The 16,424-nt window shown below is 41.7% G+C and carries 16 protein-coding genes; 9 read left to right on the top strand and 7 right to left on the bottom strand.

Going from position 1 to position 16,424, the window contains the following annotated elements:
* The first annotated feature begins 109 nt into the window (after window positions 1–109).
* The 4 genes from crtB to LC586_RS07510 all read left to right on the top strand — a co-directional run bounded on the left by crtB (window position 110) and on the right by LC586_RS07510 (window position 5,728).
* The gene (crtB, locus tag LC586_RS07525; RefSeq protein WP_229484056.1) at window positions 110–1,003 is read left to right on the top strand and encodes a cyanoexosortase B; all 894 of its coding nucleotides are present in this window, start codon (window positions 110–112) and stop codon (window positions 1,001–1,003) included.
* A 153-nt stretch (window positions 1,004–1,156) separates the two neighbouring features.
* Window positions 1,157–1,879 carry a cyanoexosortase B system-associated protein gene (locus LC586_RS07520; RefSeq protein WP_229483968.1) on the top strand — a complete coding sequence of 241 codons (723 nt, stop codon included), beginning with the start codon at window positions 1,157–1,159 and terminating at the stop codon, window positions 1,877–1,879.
* 211 nt (window positions 1,880–2,090) lie between these two features.
* The gene (locus LC586_RS07515; RefSeq protein ID WP_229483967.1) at window positions 2,091–3,443 is read left to right on the top strand and encodes a polysaccharide biosynthesis/export family protein; all 1,353 of its coding nucleotides are present in this window, start codon (window positions 2,091–2,093) and stop codon (window positions 3,441–3,443) included.
* 110 nt (window positions 3,444–3,553) lie between these two features.
* On the top strand, window positions 3,554–5,728 hold the full coding sequence (locus LC586_RS07510; protein ID WP_229483966.1) for a GumC family protein: 2,175 nt from the start codon (window positions 3,554–3,556) through the stop codon (window positions 5,726–5,728).
* 262 nt (window positions 5,729–5,990) lie between these two features.
* On the opposite strand, the gene LC586_RS07505 is transcribed toward LC586_RS07510, so the two are convergent.
* Together LC586_RS07505 and LC586_RS07500 are read right to left on the bottom strand one after the other, a co-directional pair.
* Window positions 5,991–6,662, bottom strand: coding sequence for a rhomboid family intramembrane serine protease (locus tag LC586_RS07505; protein ID WP_229483965.1), 672 nt, complete (start codon window positions 6,660–6,662; stop codon window positions 5,991–5,993).
* Between the two features lie 126 nt (window positions 6,663–6,788).
* Window positions 6,789–7,508, bottom strand: a complete 720-nt coding sequence (locus LC586_RS07500; protein WP_229483964.1) for a rhomboid family intramembrane serine protease — start codon at window positions 7,506–7,508, stop codon at window positions 6,789–6,791.
* Between the two features lie 217 nt (window positions 7,509–7,725).
* Here LC586_RS07500 and LC586_RS07495 point away from each other — a divergent pair, with 217 nt between their 5' ends.
* Window positions 7,726–8,346: a tetratricopeptide repeat protein gene (locus tag LC586_RS07495; RefSeq protein WP_229483963.1), complete on the top strand. Its 621-nt coding sequence runs from the start codon at window positions 7,726–7,728 to the stop codon at window positions 8,344–8,346.
* Window positions 8,347–8,843: 497 nt separating this feature from the next.
* Here the strand turns inward: LC586_RS07495 and LC586_RS07490 are convergent, their stop codons facing one another.
* From LC586_RS07490 to LC586_RS07475, 4 genes are all read right to left on the bottom strand, one after another.
* On the bottom strand, window positions 8,844–9,044 hold the full coding sequence (locus LC586_RS07490; RefSeq protein WP_229483962.1) for a hypothetical protein: 201 nt from the start codon (window positions 9,042–9,044) through the stop codon (window positions 8,844–8,846).
* A 76-nt stretch (window positions 9,045–9,120) separates the two neighbouring features.
* Window positions 9,121–9,342 carry a YgiT-type zinc finger protein gene (locus LC586_RS07485; RefSeq protein ID WP_229483961.1) on the bottom strand — a complete coding sequence of 74 codons (222 nt, stop codon included), beginning with the start codon at window positions 9,340–9,342 and terminating at the stop codon, window positions 9,121–9,123.
* Window positions 9,332–9,664, bottom strand: coding sequence for a DUF4258 domain-containing protein (locus LC586_RS07480; protein WP_229483960.1), 333 nt, complete (start codon window positions 9,662–9,664; stop codon window positions 9,332–9,334). Before LC586_RS07480 ends, LC586_RS07485 begins: the two co-directional genes overlap by 11 nt.
* Window positions 9,665–9,733: 69 nt before the next feature.
* Window positions 9,734–10,336, bottom strand: a complete 603-nt coding sequence (locus LC586_RS07475) for a Uma2 family endonuclease (protein ID WP_229483959.1) — start codon at window positions 10,334–10,336, stop codon at window positions 9,734–9,736.
* A 721-nt stretch (window positions 10,337–11,057) separates the two neighbouring features.
* Between LC586_RS07475 and LC586_RS07470 the strand changes: the two genes are divergently transcribed.
* Together LC586_RS07470 and LC586_RS07465 are read left to right on the top strand one after the other, a co-directional pair.
* On the top strand, window positions 11,058–11,780 hold the full coding sequence (locus LC586_RS07470; protein WP_229483958.1) for a carbonic anhydrase: 723 nt from the start codon (window positions 11,058–11,060) through the stop codon (window positions 11,778–11,780).
* A gap of 1,133 nt (window positions 11,781–12,913) precedes the next feature.
* Entirely contained in the window at window positions 12,914–14,422 is a 1,509-nt protein-coding gene (locus tag LC586_RS07465; RefSeq protein ID WP_229483957.1) for a UbiD family decarboxylase, read from the top strand.
* A 133-nt stretch (window positions 14,423–14,555) separates the two neighbouring features.
* Here the strand turns inward: LC586_RS07465 and LC586_RS07460 are convergent, their stop codons facing one another.
* Complete coding sequence (locus LC586_RS07460; RefSeq protein ID WP_229483956.1) at window positions 14,556–14,792, bottom strand: hypothetical protein; 237 nt, start codon at window positions 14,790–14,792, stop codon at window positions 14,556–14,558.
* An 86-nt stretch (window positions 14,793–14,878) separates the two neighbouring features.
* On the opposite strand from LC586_RS07460, the gene LC586_RS07455 reads away from it, so the two are divergent.
* Both LC586_RS07455 and LC586_RS07450 read left to right on the top strand, forming a co-directional pair.
* Entirely contained in the window at window positions 14,879–15,418 is a 540-nt protein-coding gene (locus LC586_RS07455; protein WP_229483955.1) for an SH3 domain-containing protein, read from the top strand.
* Between the two features lie 81 nt (window positions 15,419–15,499).
* Complete coding sequence (locus LC586_RS07450) at window positions 15,500–16,285, top strand: DUF4058 family protein (RefSeq protein ID WP_229483954.1); 786 nt, start codon at window positions 15,500–15,502, stop codon at window positions 16,283–16,285.
* Window positions 16,286–16,424 lie beyond the last annotated feature (139 nt).

The following is a 16,424-nucleotide window of genomic DNA, read 5'->3' as shown; positions in this document are numbered from 1 at the left end:
AATGTGCATCTAACAATTAGACATTTGTCATTTGTGCTTTATCTAAAACCAATGACCAATGACTAATGACCAATGACTAATGACCAAAGTTTTTGAATTACTGAAAATCATGGCACTCCAGCAACAGGTTAAAAACAGAAACGCATCAGGCTTATTAAATCTAGCTATTTTAGGCGTTTTGCTGCTGCTTTATGCACCTATATTGCTTCACTGGTTAGATGGTTGGCTGAACAAAAATATCAGTACAGAACACGAATATTTCAGCCACGGGATTATTGGCTTACCATTTGCGGCTTATCTGGGCTGGATGAACCGGAAAAAGTGGAAACGTTTACCAGATACCATCCATCCTTTGGGCCCTGTTTTCTTGTTATTCGGGGCAGTGTTTTATCTTAGCGGTGTTACAGAGTGGGTTAACCTTTCCTTGCCCGTTATACTAGCAGGATTATGCTTGTGGTTTAAGGGAATACCAGGTTTGCGATCGCAAGGATTCCCCCTGCTACTAGTATTTTTGGCAACCCCAACGGCAGTACCCTATCTCATTGCTCCCTATACACTGCCTCTTCAAAGCTTCATCGCTGGCACAGCAGGCTTTATACTGAATCAATTTGGTATGGACGTAACCGTAGATGAAATCAATCTCTACGTGGGAGGACGGATTGTAGAAGTTGCCCCCTATTGTGCAGGGCTGAAAATGTTGTTTACTACTCTCTACGTCGGCTTGATGCTGCTTTATTGGACAGATGCTTTGTCTTCACGCCGCACAGTTATATCGTTTTTATCTTTTGCTGTAATAATTAGTATTTGTGCCAATATCATTCGTAATACATTACTGACTTTCTTTCACGGCACAGGTCAAGAAGCGGCTTTTAAATGGCTGCATGAGGGTTGGGGTGGTGATCTCTATTCAGCTTGTATGCTGGTGTCATTAGTGCCCTTACTGAATTGGATTAATAGCTATTTTTCAGCATCAGAAACTCACCAAGAAGGCGAAAGTCATTAGTCATTAGTCATTTGTCATTTGTCATTAGTCATTTGTCATTAGTCATTCTTGCTTCCCCTGCTTCCCCTGCTTTTTCTGTACTGATAAATATTACTGAACTCATGGTGTGATTTTATGAAGTAAAATTTTGCCTAAGTATTATAAATTTTACTGATGATTTCTTTCTCCAAGTTTTTTAAGGAAAACCAATTGAGTCAGGTGGCAGCACTTTTGTTATTGCTACTCTTGTTGGCAATAGGCGGGGTTCCCGGATACCTGACAGGACACTGGCAATGGAAACAGCCGCCACCTGTTACCACCCTCAAGGAGTTAAGACAGATCCGCAAGACTGGGTTAGCCCTTCCTGGTTGGCAAACTATTGAACAAGCAGAACAGCAAATTGGCGAACATAAATGGTCTTTGCAGGTAATTAAAAAAGAAGGTTCCGAATCCCAGGCAATCCTGCTTTTGCTGCCGCAAAATGGGCCTATGGATCAACCAGAAGTAGAGTGGACAGACGTTAACGGCTGGGGAAGGTCACGCTGGGGAAAGTGGGATATAGCTCAATATCGTTCTGCTGAATTTACTGTGAAACCGCCTGCAAAGTTGACATCTAAGGTTGAAACTAAAATAGAAGCTAGGTTCTTTCGCGCCGCCACACCACAGCAAACCTTCGCTGTCTTGCAATGGTACGCTATGCCAGACGGCGGAAATCCATCACCTTTCCACTGGTTCTTGGCGGATCAATTGGCCCAGTGGCGTAAGCAACGCACTTCTTGGGTAGGGGTGAGTATTCTGATTCCAATGGAACCTTTGGGGCAGGTAGAAACATCTTGGCCTTTAGCACAGTCTATTGGAGAAACAGTACAAGCTAAATTGATGGCAGACTCTTTATAGAGTCTGTTACAGATGAATTTGTGCAGAGATTCTTCAGTTGTATCTCTATAATCGCGTTCAGGTTAAAAATATGATGTTATAAATTAAAATTGGCAAAATTTTTCTACTTTTTATTGCTAAAATACTTGCAGATAAAAGATACATTTAGGACATTTTTAGAGTAAAATCACCACTCGGCGCGACTAATTTTTATCTCAGTTTTCCTGCACCGATGTTCATAGATACAAGTTCTTATATGCGTGCATTCAGCGCCCTGTGTTTTGTCAGTCTTCAAATAGGAGTTTTCTTAACAACACCTATCCAGCTTGTTGTTGCCCTGCCTTTTCCACCTCAAGGACAATCACCAAGGCAACCCCCTGCGCCTGTGCCAGGTACTGAGGTTGTACCTCTAGGTGCAAATGAGGAAATTTCTCCCCAACTCAGCCGCTATCTCTTGGGGCCAGGAGATGCAATTGGTGTTGTGCTTCAGCGTCCTCCTGGCCCGTACCGCTTAGGAATAGGAGATGGAATTAGCGTTTCGGTGCAGCGTTTTCCAGATTTGAGCTTTCAAGCTTTAATCAACCCAGAAGGTAACATTGTGGTGCCGCTACTGGGAAAAGTTTCCTTACAAGGTTTGACTTTGGAAGAAGCTCAAGAAAAAATTCGCTTGGGTTTAAATCGTTATGTAGTTGATCCAGTAATAGTTTTAGCCTTAGCAACGCAGCGTCAAGACTTAAGTTTTCAAGCTGTAATTAGTCCAGAAGGCAACATCGTAGTGCCACAAGTGGGAACGGTGTCATTACAAGGCTTAACTTTGGAAGAAGCTCAAGAAAAAATTCGCTTGGGTTTAAGCAACATTTTCCCCGATCCAATCGTAGTAGTATCCTTAGCAGGGACGCGACCAGTTCAAGTTACCGTTAGCGGGGAAATTTTTCGACCAGGAATTTATCCGATTAATTCACCAACACCCCGCGTTGCTGATGCCTTGCTAATATCTGGTGGTTCAACTTTAAATGCAGACCTGCGACAAGTGCAAGTACGCCGGAAGTTAATCGATGGTTCTGTGATTTCACAAACTATTGATTTATATGCAACACTGCAAAATGGTGGTTCAATTCCTAATTTACGCTTACAAGACGGAGATGCGATACTCGTCCCCCGTCGTGAAGTTGGTAATAATGACGGTTATGACCGCAATTTGGTAGCACGTTCATCCTTGTCCACACCACAGATTAGAGTCCGGGTTTTAAACTACGCTGCTGGAGGTCTTGCCATTCAAGCACTACCTAACGGGAGTACATTTGTAGATGCTTTGGGAGGAGTAAATCTCGATACTGCTAATCTCCGAGATATCGCTCTGGTTCGCTTTGATCCTGAACGAGGTCAAGCTGTTACCCAGAAACTTGATGCTAAAAAAGCTCTAGGTGGCGATGCATCTCAAAATGTGGCCCTTCAAGATAATGATGTTCTTGTTGTTGGTCGAAACCTCATCGGTAAAATTACTAATTTCTTGACTACCATTACCCAACCCTTCTTCAATGTCCAGTCCTTTCTCCGATTTTTTGACGACTTCGGTCGTAGGTGAAATTAGTGACTCTCACCTCTTCACCGATTATTACCAGATATGAAAGAGGGGGAGATGAAGGTGACAAATATAAAACTGATAACTGATAACTGATTCTATCTGCCCCTGCCATGACTCCACCAATTGTTAAACGCTATCTTATTGCTTTTGAAAAATATAAGTGGATTGGACTAGCTAGTTTTGGTTTAGTTGTAGTGGGGTCAACGGTAGTGGCTATGCAGCCAGAGCCACCTACTAACTACATAGCATCTGCGGCACTTACTTATGCTGGCCCACCAGTTTCTTTCTCAGCCACTGGTAGTCAAATCCAACAGCAAGGAAAAGAACTAAATGAGGATGTTTTATTATCAAACCAGATAATTGCGACTGTGGCAGAAAAAGTAAATATCAAACCGAAACAACTCGGTTCAAGTATTGTCCTTTCTTTACCTAAAAAAAATCCCAGGACTGGAGATTTAGAAACGAGTACTTTTGAACTTAAATATGTAGATACAGACCCCAAACGAGCCATAGAGGTCTTGACGGCATTGATGCAATCAATGATTAAGTTGAGCAGTGACATTAATACTGGGCGATTACAAGCAATTATTCAAAAGATTAACGAGCGCTTACCACAAGCTAAACGGGAATTGCAAATTGCCGAAAAGAAGCTGGAACAGTACGATCGCATAGAGCGAACGGCAATATTAGCAGCGGAGAATGGCAGCTTGTTAAGCGCTATTACTGCCAGCCAAAATCTACAACGGCAAATGCAATTGACTATTTCTGGGGTTGATGGTCAAGTTCGCAGTTTACAAAATAAGTTAGGCTTAACAGTCGGGCAGGCTTATATTTCTTCTGCTTTAAGTGCCGATCCAATTATTGGTAACTTGCGATCGCAAATTTATCAAAGTGAGTCCCAAATCGCCTTACTCAGAAAAGATTTGCGACCGGAACACCCAACAATGGTTCAGTTGCAGCGTCAGAAAGAATCTGCTGAGGAATTGCTGCAACAACGGGCTGCGGAGGTATTAGGTGGTGATGGAACGGCGGCTCCGCTTCAGGGTAGCGTTGCAGGTATTCGCGCCCAAAGTAGCTTAGATCCAGCCCGCCAGCAGTTGGCAAACCAAATGGTGTCTTTGCAAACTCAACGGGAGACGCTGGAACAACAACTAACTCAAGAGATCCAACAAGAAGCGCGACTACGGCGAGAGTATTCTCTGATACCCAATAAGCAATTAGAGCGATCGCGTTTAGAACAAGAGGTTGGACTTAAAAAAGCCATCTATGACCAAATGCAGGTGAAGCTAACCGATGCTAGAACCGCAGAGGCAGAAACTACCAGCAGCCTCAGCGTTGCCAGACGCCCCACAGCGGCTGCGGACGTCAAACCCCCTAAGAGTGTACCTATTACCCTCGCTGTGGGTGGTTTCTTAGGTGTCTTGATTGGTGGCGGAGTGGTATTTTTGTTGGGAGCGCTGGAAGGTACTTTCAAAACCAGGGAGGATATCCGCGAGAGCCTCAAGCAACGGGAAGTGGCACTGTTGGGAGAATTGCCTTTAATGCCAGTTGATGATTTGCCTCAAGAAGCAGTGCCGGTGGTACTTTCTGCGGATTCTCCTTATTTAGAATTTTATGAGAAATTCCGTAGTAATCTGCGCCGGGTTGGTGGTAAAGCCTTAAAGGTGGTGTTGATTACTAGCACCAGTAGCCTAGAGGGTAAAACGGCAAGTGCTTATAACTTGGGTATAGCTTCAGCCCGTGCTGGTAAAAGAACTTTGATTATCGAAACAGATTTGCGATCGCCTTCTCGTTGTACATCCCTGAATGTAATTCCTGACCCCGACGCCACTATTGAACCCCTGCGTTATTACGCTAACTTAAGTGAATGTATTCGTTTAGTTCCTGATGTAGAAAATTTATACATCCTACCCAGCCCTGGCCCTGTGCGGCAATCAGCTGCTATTCTTGAATCTAGCGAAATGCGGCGGCTGATGGAGGATGTCCGCGAACGTTTTGATTTAGTTATTTTAGATACTAGCCCACTCAGCATATCCAATGACCCTTTGTTAATTCAACCCTACAGCGATGGCATGGTACTTGTGGCGCGACCACACTATACACAAGAAAACATGTTAGGTGAAGCTATTGATCAATTAGTTGAATCGGAACTGGGATTATTGGGAGCAATTATCAATGGCGCTGACATCATTGTTTCTTTACCTGAACAAGTTGTAGAATCATCAACGTTTACATCTAGGGCAGAAGAATCAGAAGAACTTTCAGCCGGTGCCAGCAAAAACTAATAGTTTCCCAAATAGGGGATTGCTAAGATAGCATCTCCTAATTTTGAATTGCTTAGTACAGCTTTGGGTAAAACTGTGGTGAATCAAGGGTGGAAATTTCAACGCAGAGTATCGCATTCGCATTAGCGTTCGCGCAGCGTCTCGTAGAGAAGCGGTAGCGACGTTAGGAGCGTCAGCGTCTCGCAGAGAAGGTTAGCGCAGAGGATACGCTGAGGATTGATAGGTTGCAATTGTTTCGCTAATAATTTCGGAAATTTTGTACTTAGTCCTGCCTAAACAATCCAAATAGGGGAGCGAGAATTACCCCAAAAGCAAAACCACCGATGTGCGCCCAGTAGGCAACTCCACCAGTTTGCACGCTCATGTTAGCGGCTGTTTGCAGGGTAGCAACACCGGAAATTACATTTTGCACAAAGAAAAGTCCAATTATTACTAGTGCTGGCACTCTGATTGTGGTGATGAAAAACCCCAAAAATATTAAGGTCATGACTCTAGTCTGGGGAAAGCGGATAATGTACGCACCTAAAACACCAGAAATTGCACCACTTGCTCCCAAGGAAGGAATCTCAGAATTCATGCCAATAAACCATTGACACAAGGCAGCTAAAGCACCACACGCTAAATAAAAAATCAGATATTTAGCATGACCCAATCGGTCTTCAATATTGTTGCCAAAAACCCAGAGAAACACCATATTCGAGATTAAGTGCCACCAACCGCCGTGTAAGAATTGCGACGTAAATAATGTTATCCACTCTCCACTCAAATTGGTGGTTAACTCTTGAGGTATTACTGCATACTGACTTAAAAACTGATTCAATTGTGCATTTGGCAGGCTTACCTCGTGAAGAAAAACTAAAATATTCATGCCAATTAACCCGTAGGTGAAATACGGGGTGATTCGCGTCGGATTTTCGTCGTAGAGGGGAAACACAAATGTTTTTCCTAATTTATTGACTAACTGCAATATAGCTTGTAAGGCTAGCAGTTGCGAAGCTTAGGCAATTTCACCTATTTAATTAATTAGCCTGATTGAAAGCCCTGATGATACGCTGAAGAATTACTGATACCAAGCTTCTTCCTGTGATTTATCGTTAAACAAACCCAACAGTGGGCCGAGAATTGCCCCAAAGATAAACCCGCCTGCGTGGGCCCAGTAGGCAATACCGCCGCTTTCCATACCGATGTTGGTACGTGTTTGCAGACTAGCAAGCCCGTAGAAAGCTTGTTCGAGAAACCAAAATCCCAAAAAGAAATATGCTGGGACGCGGAAAGTCGGGAAGAAAAACCCTAAAGGCACTATGCCGAGAACTTCGGCGTTGGGAAAGCGGAGAATATACGCTCCCAAAACGCCTGCGATCGCACCACTTGCACCCAAAGAAGGAATGCTAGAATCTTGAGCGAAGAACCACTGTGTCAAGGATGCCAAAACACCACAAGATAAATAAAACAGTAAATATTTGGCATGACCTAACTTATCTTCAACGTTGTTACCAAAAATCCACAGAAACAACATATTACCTGCTAAGTGCAAGAAACCACCGTGTAAAAATTGTGAGGTAATTAAAGTTGCCCACTCTGGCACTGGTTGATGTAAAGAGACACCACCAAAGCTTAAAGTCAGTTCTCGTGGAACTACAGCCGCAAGGTGTAGAAACCCATTTAATGCTTGGGGAGGAAGATTTGCCTCATAAAGAAAAGCGAGGACATTAGCAGCAATCAGTCCATAAGTTACATAAGGCGTGATTGTTGTCGGATTATTATCTCTAATGGGTACCACGGGCGTTTTTTCCTGATTTTAAGACACCAGTTACACAATACTGAATAATGCAAGTAGTTTCTTCTACCTCGTGGATGGATCTCGGTTTAACTAAGTAAATAATTAGTAATCATATCTTAGCAACGCTTAATATCTGGAAGATTTGAAAAAGGATTGACGTACTCTCCCCAAAGCTGAAAATATTCTAGTTAATCTATCTATATAGGCTTGGCAACTCATGTTTTTTTCAAATTCTCTGGAAAACCAACTCCAGCGTTGGAACGAAACCATTCGCAATCAGCCGAAAAATCCTAATGCTTACATTCGCCGAGGCATGGTTAACTTTCAACTAGCCAAGATTGATGAATCTATTGAAGATTTTGACATGGCAGAGCAATTAGATGCCAGTATTAAACCTTACCTCTGGCAACGGGGATTATCGTATTATTATGCAGAAAGATTTGCAGAGGGCGCTCAACAGTTTGAAATAGATTTGACAGTGAATGCTCAAGATGTAGAAGAAACAGTATGGCGATATCTCTGCATAACTCGTTTGTTAGGTGTTGAAGAGGCGCGTAATTCTTTATTAACAGTGAAAAATGACCCTCGACGTGTTATGCAGGGCGTATATGATTTGTATGCGGGAGATTGTACAGAAGATGATGTTTTAACTGTTGGTCAATCAGAAGGGATAAAGGGAAATTTTTACAGTCATCTTTACTTGGGATTATATTACGAAGTCGAGAATAATCTTGATTTGGCTCAAGAATATATAGTTAAAGCTGCTGATAATTACAAAATTGATGATTATATGTGGTATCTGGCACAGGTACATAAAACTCTGCGAGGATGGTTTTGATTTGCTTAATAGTAAATAAATTAAGCGTTATCGAAAGGGAAAATTACAAGTGATGTCTCGGTCAATTCCGCTTATGGATTGGGCGATCGCACACTATGTCAAAATCGCTATTGTAGGCGATGATGCTGGTTATAAGTCAATACAGTTCAGTTAAGCATTTTTTCCTTCTCTCTGTGTCGCGCCAGTTGCTTCAAGTCTCTTAACCGCAAGGGCGCACTGGCTTCTCTGCGCCTAATAAGGTTCGTTAAAAAATTTGATTTCACAAAGGGTTTTAGCCTTAACCCAAGCGTATTGGGTTATAAGTGGTATGTGCTTTTCAGATGCTAGCAAATTAGGCGATCGCCTCGAAAAAAAAACTTTCCGGTCGTGCCTCAACAGATAACCTAAGCTAGCTAACGTTCCGGTTAAGCGGCTGTAAATAACCTTTGCGACTCAACCCACAAGATTGAAGCGTTCTGGTGCATCGACTTGTTATGCTGCTGGCAACACCAACAAACCTAACTACCTGGTTGTAACCAGCCTTTTACAGCTGCTTTTGCAACTTTCAGATACTTGTTTTCCAGGATAAACTCATTAATCGCTGCTTCACTACCTGCCTGTAAAGTACCAACTACACGACGCTTGAAGCTAGGAGTGGTTTCATCATTGATGTAAGCAATTTGTTCAGACTCAGTGGCGGTTGGTTTAGTTTGCTCCAACTGCTTAATGCCAGGGGTAATCCTTAAGCTTCGGTTTCAAACTGCATTTGGTGGTACAAATGGGCATCTTCAATAATTATGCTGCATAGTTGTACACAGGAACTTCAGTGAAGTGATCCGGCTGTTGCCCACTGAGGATAATTTGCTGTAAATGCTCTACAGTTGATGGAGAAAAAAATTGTTCTCCTGTTTCTTCATTCACGCGAGCAGGTACGTTCTCAATCATGAAGACCTGTCCATTTAGCTCTAACGTGTAAGTTACCTTTTTTTCAACTAACGTTTCTTGCTCATGAGTCATCGCCACGGTTTCTCCTTTGTGTAAAGTCTTCATCCCATTTCTGTGGGTTAGGTTGATACAGAGTAATAATTCTGACTAATGGACGAGAGGGATAGCTACATTGAACGTGAATGGGTCTTCGAGTTTGGGTCAAACCACTAATGAGACAGCTTGGGCCGTACTTATCATTTGGATAGTCTTCAATAACTTGTCCATTGGCAATTACCTCTCTGATTTCTTGAACCTGAACTTGCCGCAAGATAGATTGATCAACGGCGTGCTTGGAAAACTCAAATTGTTCATCAGCAACTTTCTGACGGATTTCTTCAATAAGTGAGGTCATATAACTATTTTTTCACATCCGTCTGGCTCAGGATATATGTTATTTATCCTCCATGTAGACTCTTATTTGCTACGCATCTGTTACTTCGGTTTCAAACTGCACTTGTCTGTACAAATCAGCGTAGGCATAGCCCGTCGTAGACATCGCTATTTCCACATCCACCGATTCCAGTCGCAATATTTCATGCAAATTATACTCCGACAGCACCCATTTTCCCTGTTCGTTGCGCCGAAACACTTCCACACCTGGTTGAGCTACTTGTACTAACACATATTCTTGCAAGGTTGGAGATTGGCGATATTTGGCAAACTTTTTCCCCCTATCGGCTGCTTCTGTTGAAGGTGATAGCACTTCGATAATTAAGCAGGGAAATTGTACCAATTGTGGATCATCATCGCGCTCATCGCAAGTCACCACCACATCTGGATAAAAATACTTTTGCCCAGGTTCTACCTGCACCTTCACATCTACAATGTATACTTCACAGGAGCGATCGGCTAGGGCATCATCTAGAAGCTTAAAGAAATTTGCAGAAATCCGATTATGGTTGCGTGTAGCACCACTCATCATCACAACTTCGCCATCCCAATACTCGTAGCGTTCCTCTTGGGTGGGTTCCCAAACCAGATATTCCTCTGCACTCATCAAAATGCGATCGGGTAAAGCAACCATCGGCGCGATCTCTTAATGATTCACTTTATTTAGGATAGCGAAAAAAGGGCATTCTCTTTATTGCTACCCTGACCAAGCACTAACGTCCCAGCATTTTATCTGGCAGATGCTTTCTGGCGATCGCTTACCATAGAGCTAATGATTAGATTATATGTAGCTTGTAATATGCAATTCAGCAAGGTTTTTGGGGGTTGATGGTGTTATAGATTGTTGGACAGGGGCAGACGGATCTATTCCAGAGCTATTTTGAGAATTTTTACCTAGAAAATTCCAGTTTATTTTGTCTAAAAAAGCCATAAATATAGATAGTTAGTTCTGTGTTAAATATTGCCAAAAAAACATAGAAAATATATACATAGGCGGAAATAATTAAAAATTTGTATAGCAATCCTATTTGAGTTGTGAAAAATATGATTAGGAAACGAACCGCCAAGGACGCAAAGGACACAAAGGAAAGAAGAAAGAGAGATATAATTTTCACGAATGATTTAGGACTGCTATAGTAAGAACTTTAGTCCTGATAAAACTTGCTATGAGCGATGAATAGCTCACTACGAACTAAGATTTTCTTGTATGTTTAATTATGCCTACCTACTTAAGTTCTAAATCACGATGTCATCTGAAGATTAAATGACTCTTAAATCGTGTAAAAGGGTACTCTTGTATGTTGCTTAAGGCTGATATATTCCTGAGAACAGCTTTGTTGTTTTCAGGTAGATTGATGAGTCGAATTAATGGATTTGTAGGGCGACGTGATTTATTAAAATTTGCCAGTGTACTAGGTCTTGCAGCTACTGCTTTTGGTGATAGTTTTTGGAATACAGAGCAAACTGCTGTTGCTGATATTCATCCAGACAACCCTAATCCAGTTAGCCCTAATGAAGCTATCAGACGCTTACTGGATGGTAATCAAAGATTTATCCATCAAAAACGTAAATATCCCGATCAATCACTAGAACGTCTGCGATTAGTTGCTAAAGCTCAGTATCCTTTTGCCGCCATATTGGGCTGTGCAGATTCCAGAGTCCCTGCGGAAATCGTCTTCGATCAAGGAGTTGGAGATTTATTTGTCGTTCGAGTTGCTGGTAATGTCGTCAGTGACACGGTTATAGGTAGTTTGGAATATTCTACAGCAGTATTAGGTTCGCAGTTGATTGTGATTTTGGGTCATAAAAGATGCGGTGCAGTAGCAGAAGCAATCAAAAACGAACCACTTCCTGGCAGAATTGGTTTGATTATTGAGGGTATCAAACCATCTGTAGAAAGGGTAAAGTTAAGAACGGGTGATAATATGCAGAATGCAGTTATAGCCAATATCCAGTACCAGGCTGAAAAATTGCAGGAAAGCTCAACAATTTTAGACAAATTGATCCGTGAAGGCAAACTAAAAATTGTCGGCGCTTGTTACGATATTGACACTGGTAAAGTCAACATTATTACTTGAAAATTCTATGCCTAAAAGGTGTAAGATTTTTAGTTTAATGATGTTGCAAAAAATTCTTAGTTATAAAAGATTTTTTATTGATAATCTTGAAAATTAATCAAATTCATTGCTCAACTTCAAAAATATTCCTTATACCATTTAACAAAGTATTTGTTACATATAGGACTTACGCAAAAAGTGCTAAAAAGCTTAATTTATCGAACCGCCATCTCTACGAGAGGCTTCCGCCAACGCGCAACGTCTAGTTAAAGAAGAACGCCAACGCGTAGCGTCTCGTAGAGAAGAATCTAGGACTTACGCATTGACAAGAAATACCAAATATGGATTAAGTTAAAAACCATATCTTTCGTAAGGGCTAAGCATTGCTCATTGGTGTCAACTTAAGCTAGAAATGGCTTAACTGTTGGCTGACTCACCCGCCCTGAACTGAAGTTCTTTGGCTTTCAGCTAAAGTCTACTGAAGTAGACTAAAGATTTTGGGTATATTTAGTCATCAACAGAAGACTTTTGCTATTAGCAAGGAACTGAAGTTCCTTGCGGGACATGACTTTTACGTTAAGTTGACACCTATGAGCAAAGCTTAGCCCCTACAGCATGGTCTATTTCCGATCGCAGGATAATTAAGAAAAGCCTGAAAACTTCCTCAAGATAGGTAATGCACATCACGATGCATTTGTACAGTGCGTAAGTCCTAGAATCGTAGAGTTTGCGTAAATTGGTAGGGGCGGCGATACCTGGGTTGGTCTACGCTAACGCAAACTCACAAAAATTCAGAAAAACTCAAAAGCAAGGCACAGTCGAAGCTTGTAACAAATAAACCCGGCAGGGGCCATATAACAAGGCCGCCCGCCAGGAAGGTATAGTATATTCTGGCCATGTTTGATCAGGTTAGCGCTTATTTATAAAAAATAATTGCGTATCCCTAGATACAATAACTAAATCCTTTGGAAAACACAGTTAAGAAAAGTTACTAAATAGGTTAATTTCTAATTAAAATCAATAATTCCCCACATGGGGAGATGGTAATACAGGGACACAGAAAAATATTTCCCAATCTCCAGTGCCTAATACCCCATGCCCCATAATATAAGAAAGCGCTTCACACTTCTTAAATAATCAGCTTTATTAGAACAATGGCAAGAGACTTGCGGGGATTCATTAAAATTTTGGAAGATAAGGGACAATTACGGCGAATTTCAGCTTTAGTTGACCCAGATTTAGAAATTGCTGAGATTTCCAACCGGATGCTGCAAAAAGGTGGGCCAGGGTTGTTGTTTGAAAACGTCAAAGGCGCTTCCTTCCCTGTGGCGGTGAATTTGATGGGAACTGTGGAAAGGATTTGCTGGGCGATGAATATGCAGCATCCAGAGGAGTTGGAAACTCTGGGGAAAAAACTAAGTATGCTGCAACAGCCAAAACCGCCGAAGAAGATTTCCCAAGCGATAGATTTTGGGAAAGTACTGTTTGATGTGGTGAAGGCGAAACCAGGACGGGATTTTTTCCCTGCTTGTCAGCAAGTTGTGGTTCAAGGTAATGATTTAGATTTAAATAAGTTGCCTTTGATACGTCCTTATATTGGTGATGCTGGCAAGATTATCACGCTGGGACTAGTAATTACCAAGGATTGTGAGACTGGTACTCCAAATGTGGGCGTGTATCGCTTGCAACTGCAATCCAAGAATACGATGACGGTTCACTGGTTATCAGTGCGGGGTGGGGCGAGACATTTGCGAAAAGCGGCCGAACGTGGGAAGAAATTAGAAGTTGCGATCGCACTTGGTGTAGATCCTCTAATTATTATGGCAGCAGCTACACCCATCCCTGTAGATTTATCAGAATGGCTGTTTGCTGGACTTTACGGCGGTTCTGGTGTGCAGTTAGCAAAGTGTAAAACTGTCGATTTGGAAGTTCCCGCAGATTCCGAATTTGTCTTAGAAGGAACGATTACACCAGGGGAAGTCTTACCAGATGGGCCTTTTGGCGACCACATGGGTTATTACGGCGGCGTGGAAGATTCGCCGTTAATCCGTTTTGAGTGTATGACGCACCGGAAAAATCCGATTTACTTAACAACATTTAGCGGTCGTCCACCTAAAGAAGAAGCGATGATGGCGATCGCACTAAATCGCATTTATACTCCCATTCTGCGGCAACAAGTATCAGAAATTGTCGATTTCTTCCTACCAATGGAAGCTTTGAGTTACAAAGCGGCGATTATTTCCATTGATAAGGCATATCCGGGACAAGCGCGACGAGCAGCTTTAGCGTTCTGGAGTGCTTTACCACAATTTACATACACAAAGTTTGTAATTGTTGTCGATAAAGACATAAATATTCGTGATCCGCGTCAAGTTGTGTGGGCGATTAGTTCCAAAGTTGACCCAGTGCGAGATGTCTTTATTCTGCCGAATACACCTTTTGATACCTTGGATTTTGCCAGTGAAAAGATTGGCTTAGGTGGACGCATGGGAATTGATGCGACTACTAAAATTCCGCCGGAAACAGACCATGAATGGGGTTCGCCTTTAGAATCAGATCCAGATGTGGCGGCGATGGTAGAGAGACGATGGGCGGAATATGGTTTGGCAGAATTACAGTTAGGAGACGTTGACCCGAATTTATTTGGCTACGATATGAAGTAGTATTTTGTATCGCCGTGCGTTACGCTGTGACTTACGCACTCAAGCCTGAAACCTAAATCTCCCCTAGCCGCCCGATAAATTGGGGGGAACTTTTAAAGCCCCTTTTTTAACTGGTAAATTTCCCGCTTCGTTGCTATCGTACTTGATAGGCAATCAGCAGAGTCGCAAAAGCTGGTTTCAATGTTGCAAAAGTTAGTTTCAATGTTGCAAAAGTTAGTTTCAATGTTGCAAAAGTTAGTTTCAATGTTGCAAAAGTTAGTTTCAATGTTGCAAAAGTTAGTTTCAATGTCGCAAAAGTTAGTTTCAATGTCGCAAAAGCTGGTTTTAATGTCGCAAAAGCTGGTTTTAATGTCGCAAAAGTTAGTTTCAATGTCGCAAAAGTTAGTTTTAATGTCGCAAAAGCTGGTTTACGAGTGAGAAAAGCAAGAGTAATGATGGCAGCACATTGAAGAAATTATGACCAAAAAAGTCAAAAATTCGGCGAACAAGTTAGCAATCGGATTGGTATTCAGTTGTATTAGTGTAATGCTCAATAGTGGTATAGCTAATCAAATAGCTTTAGCGGAATCAAGAAAAATACAAAAGTGTGATATTTTTGCCTATGTTACTGATACAGATCCGCAAGCTTTAAATGTGCGGAGTGGTAGAAGTACGAAAAAGAGAATTTTAGGGCAAATACCCATTAATGAAACAGTTCAAGTTGTTGCTGCTGCTAAAGATTGGGTGCAGATTACTAATGCTAGTGATGGTTTTAAAGGAACTGGATGGGTGTTTGTGACAAAGTTAGGTTTATCAACTCAGGGCTATGGTACTAATGGCGTGGATGTTTATGCTAGTAGCAATGAACAAAGCCGAAAAGTGGGAAGAATTCCTGCTAATATGCCTGTCAAATTGTTAGGCTGTCAGAGAGATTGGGCGCAGATAGAATATGAAGGTGTTAAGGGTTGGTTGAAAAAAGAAGATCAATGTGGTGCAGCCCTTACTAGTTGTTCTTAGAACCCCACCCCCAACCCCTCCCCGCTCTTCGAGAGGGGCTATGAGAATTATTTCTAGAATTTTGGTTTTGGGATATTTGTTATGGCTTATCCATTTCCAGGGATGAATCCGTATTTAGAAGATCCTGAATTATGGCCAGGAGTACATGGGAGACTAATAGTTGCGATCGCAGATTATCTATCTCCTCAACTACGTCCTAAATATTTTGTCGCCATTGAAGAACGAATTTATCAAACTACTGGTGATGATAAACTCTTGGTTGGTATTCCTGATGTAATAGTACAAAATTCACAGACAGCAATAAATCCTAAAATACCGAATATAGCTGTAGCTACACCTGCCGTTCAACCTAAAACGGTGACTGTTCCCGTACCTGAGATAGTAAAGGAAAGATATTTAGAGGTGCGAAAGGTAGGAACAAAAGAAGTAGTAACAGTAATTGAAATTTTATCACCTAAAAATAAACGTACAGGAGAAGGACGGAACGCATACGAAATTAAGCGACAGCGAGTATTGGGAAGTTCAACACATTTGCTGGAAATTGATTTATTACGTATTGGGGAACCAATGTTAGTTTTTGGGGATGGTACGCAAAATGATTATCGGATTTTGGTAAGTCGGGCAGAAAATCGTCCCCAATCTGATTTATATGCCTTTAATTTGCAAGATGTAATTCCTTCATTTCCATTACCTTTGCGAACTGATGATAGTGAACCTTTGGTAGATTTGCAGAGTTTATTAGCTGGGATTTATGACCGCGCAAGTTATGACTTAGTAATAGATTACAGTCAAGATCCCGTACCAGCGTTGTCAGAAGCAGATGCAGCTTGGGCGGATGCACTGTTGCAGCACAAGGGTTTACGGTAACTCAAAATACTGTGAATTATAAGTATATATTTATGCGATCGCAATATTACCTCGGTTTTTCCTTAACGCTTGATACATATTTCTAAAAAATTAAAGAGTAATTTTTGACATGGTTATTCTCAGAGTTCTGAGAATAACT

Origin of the sequence: Nostoc favosum CHAB5714 (assembly GCF_020829495.1) — a bacterium.
Lineage (GTDB): Bacteria > Cyanobacteriota > Cyanobacteriia > Cyanobacteriales > Nostocaceae > Nostoc > Nostoc favosum.
This window is presented reverse-complemented; position numbering and strand designations above follow the sequence as displayed.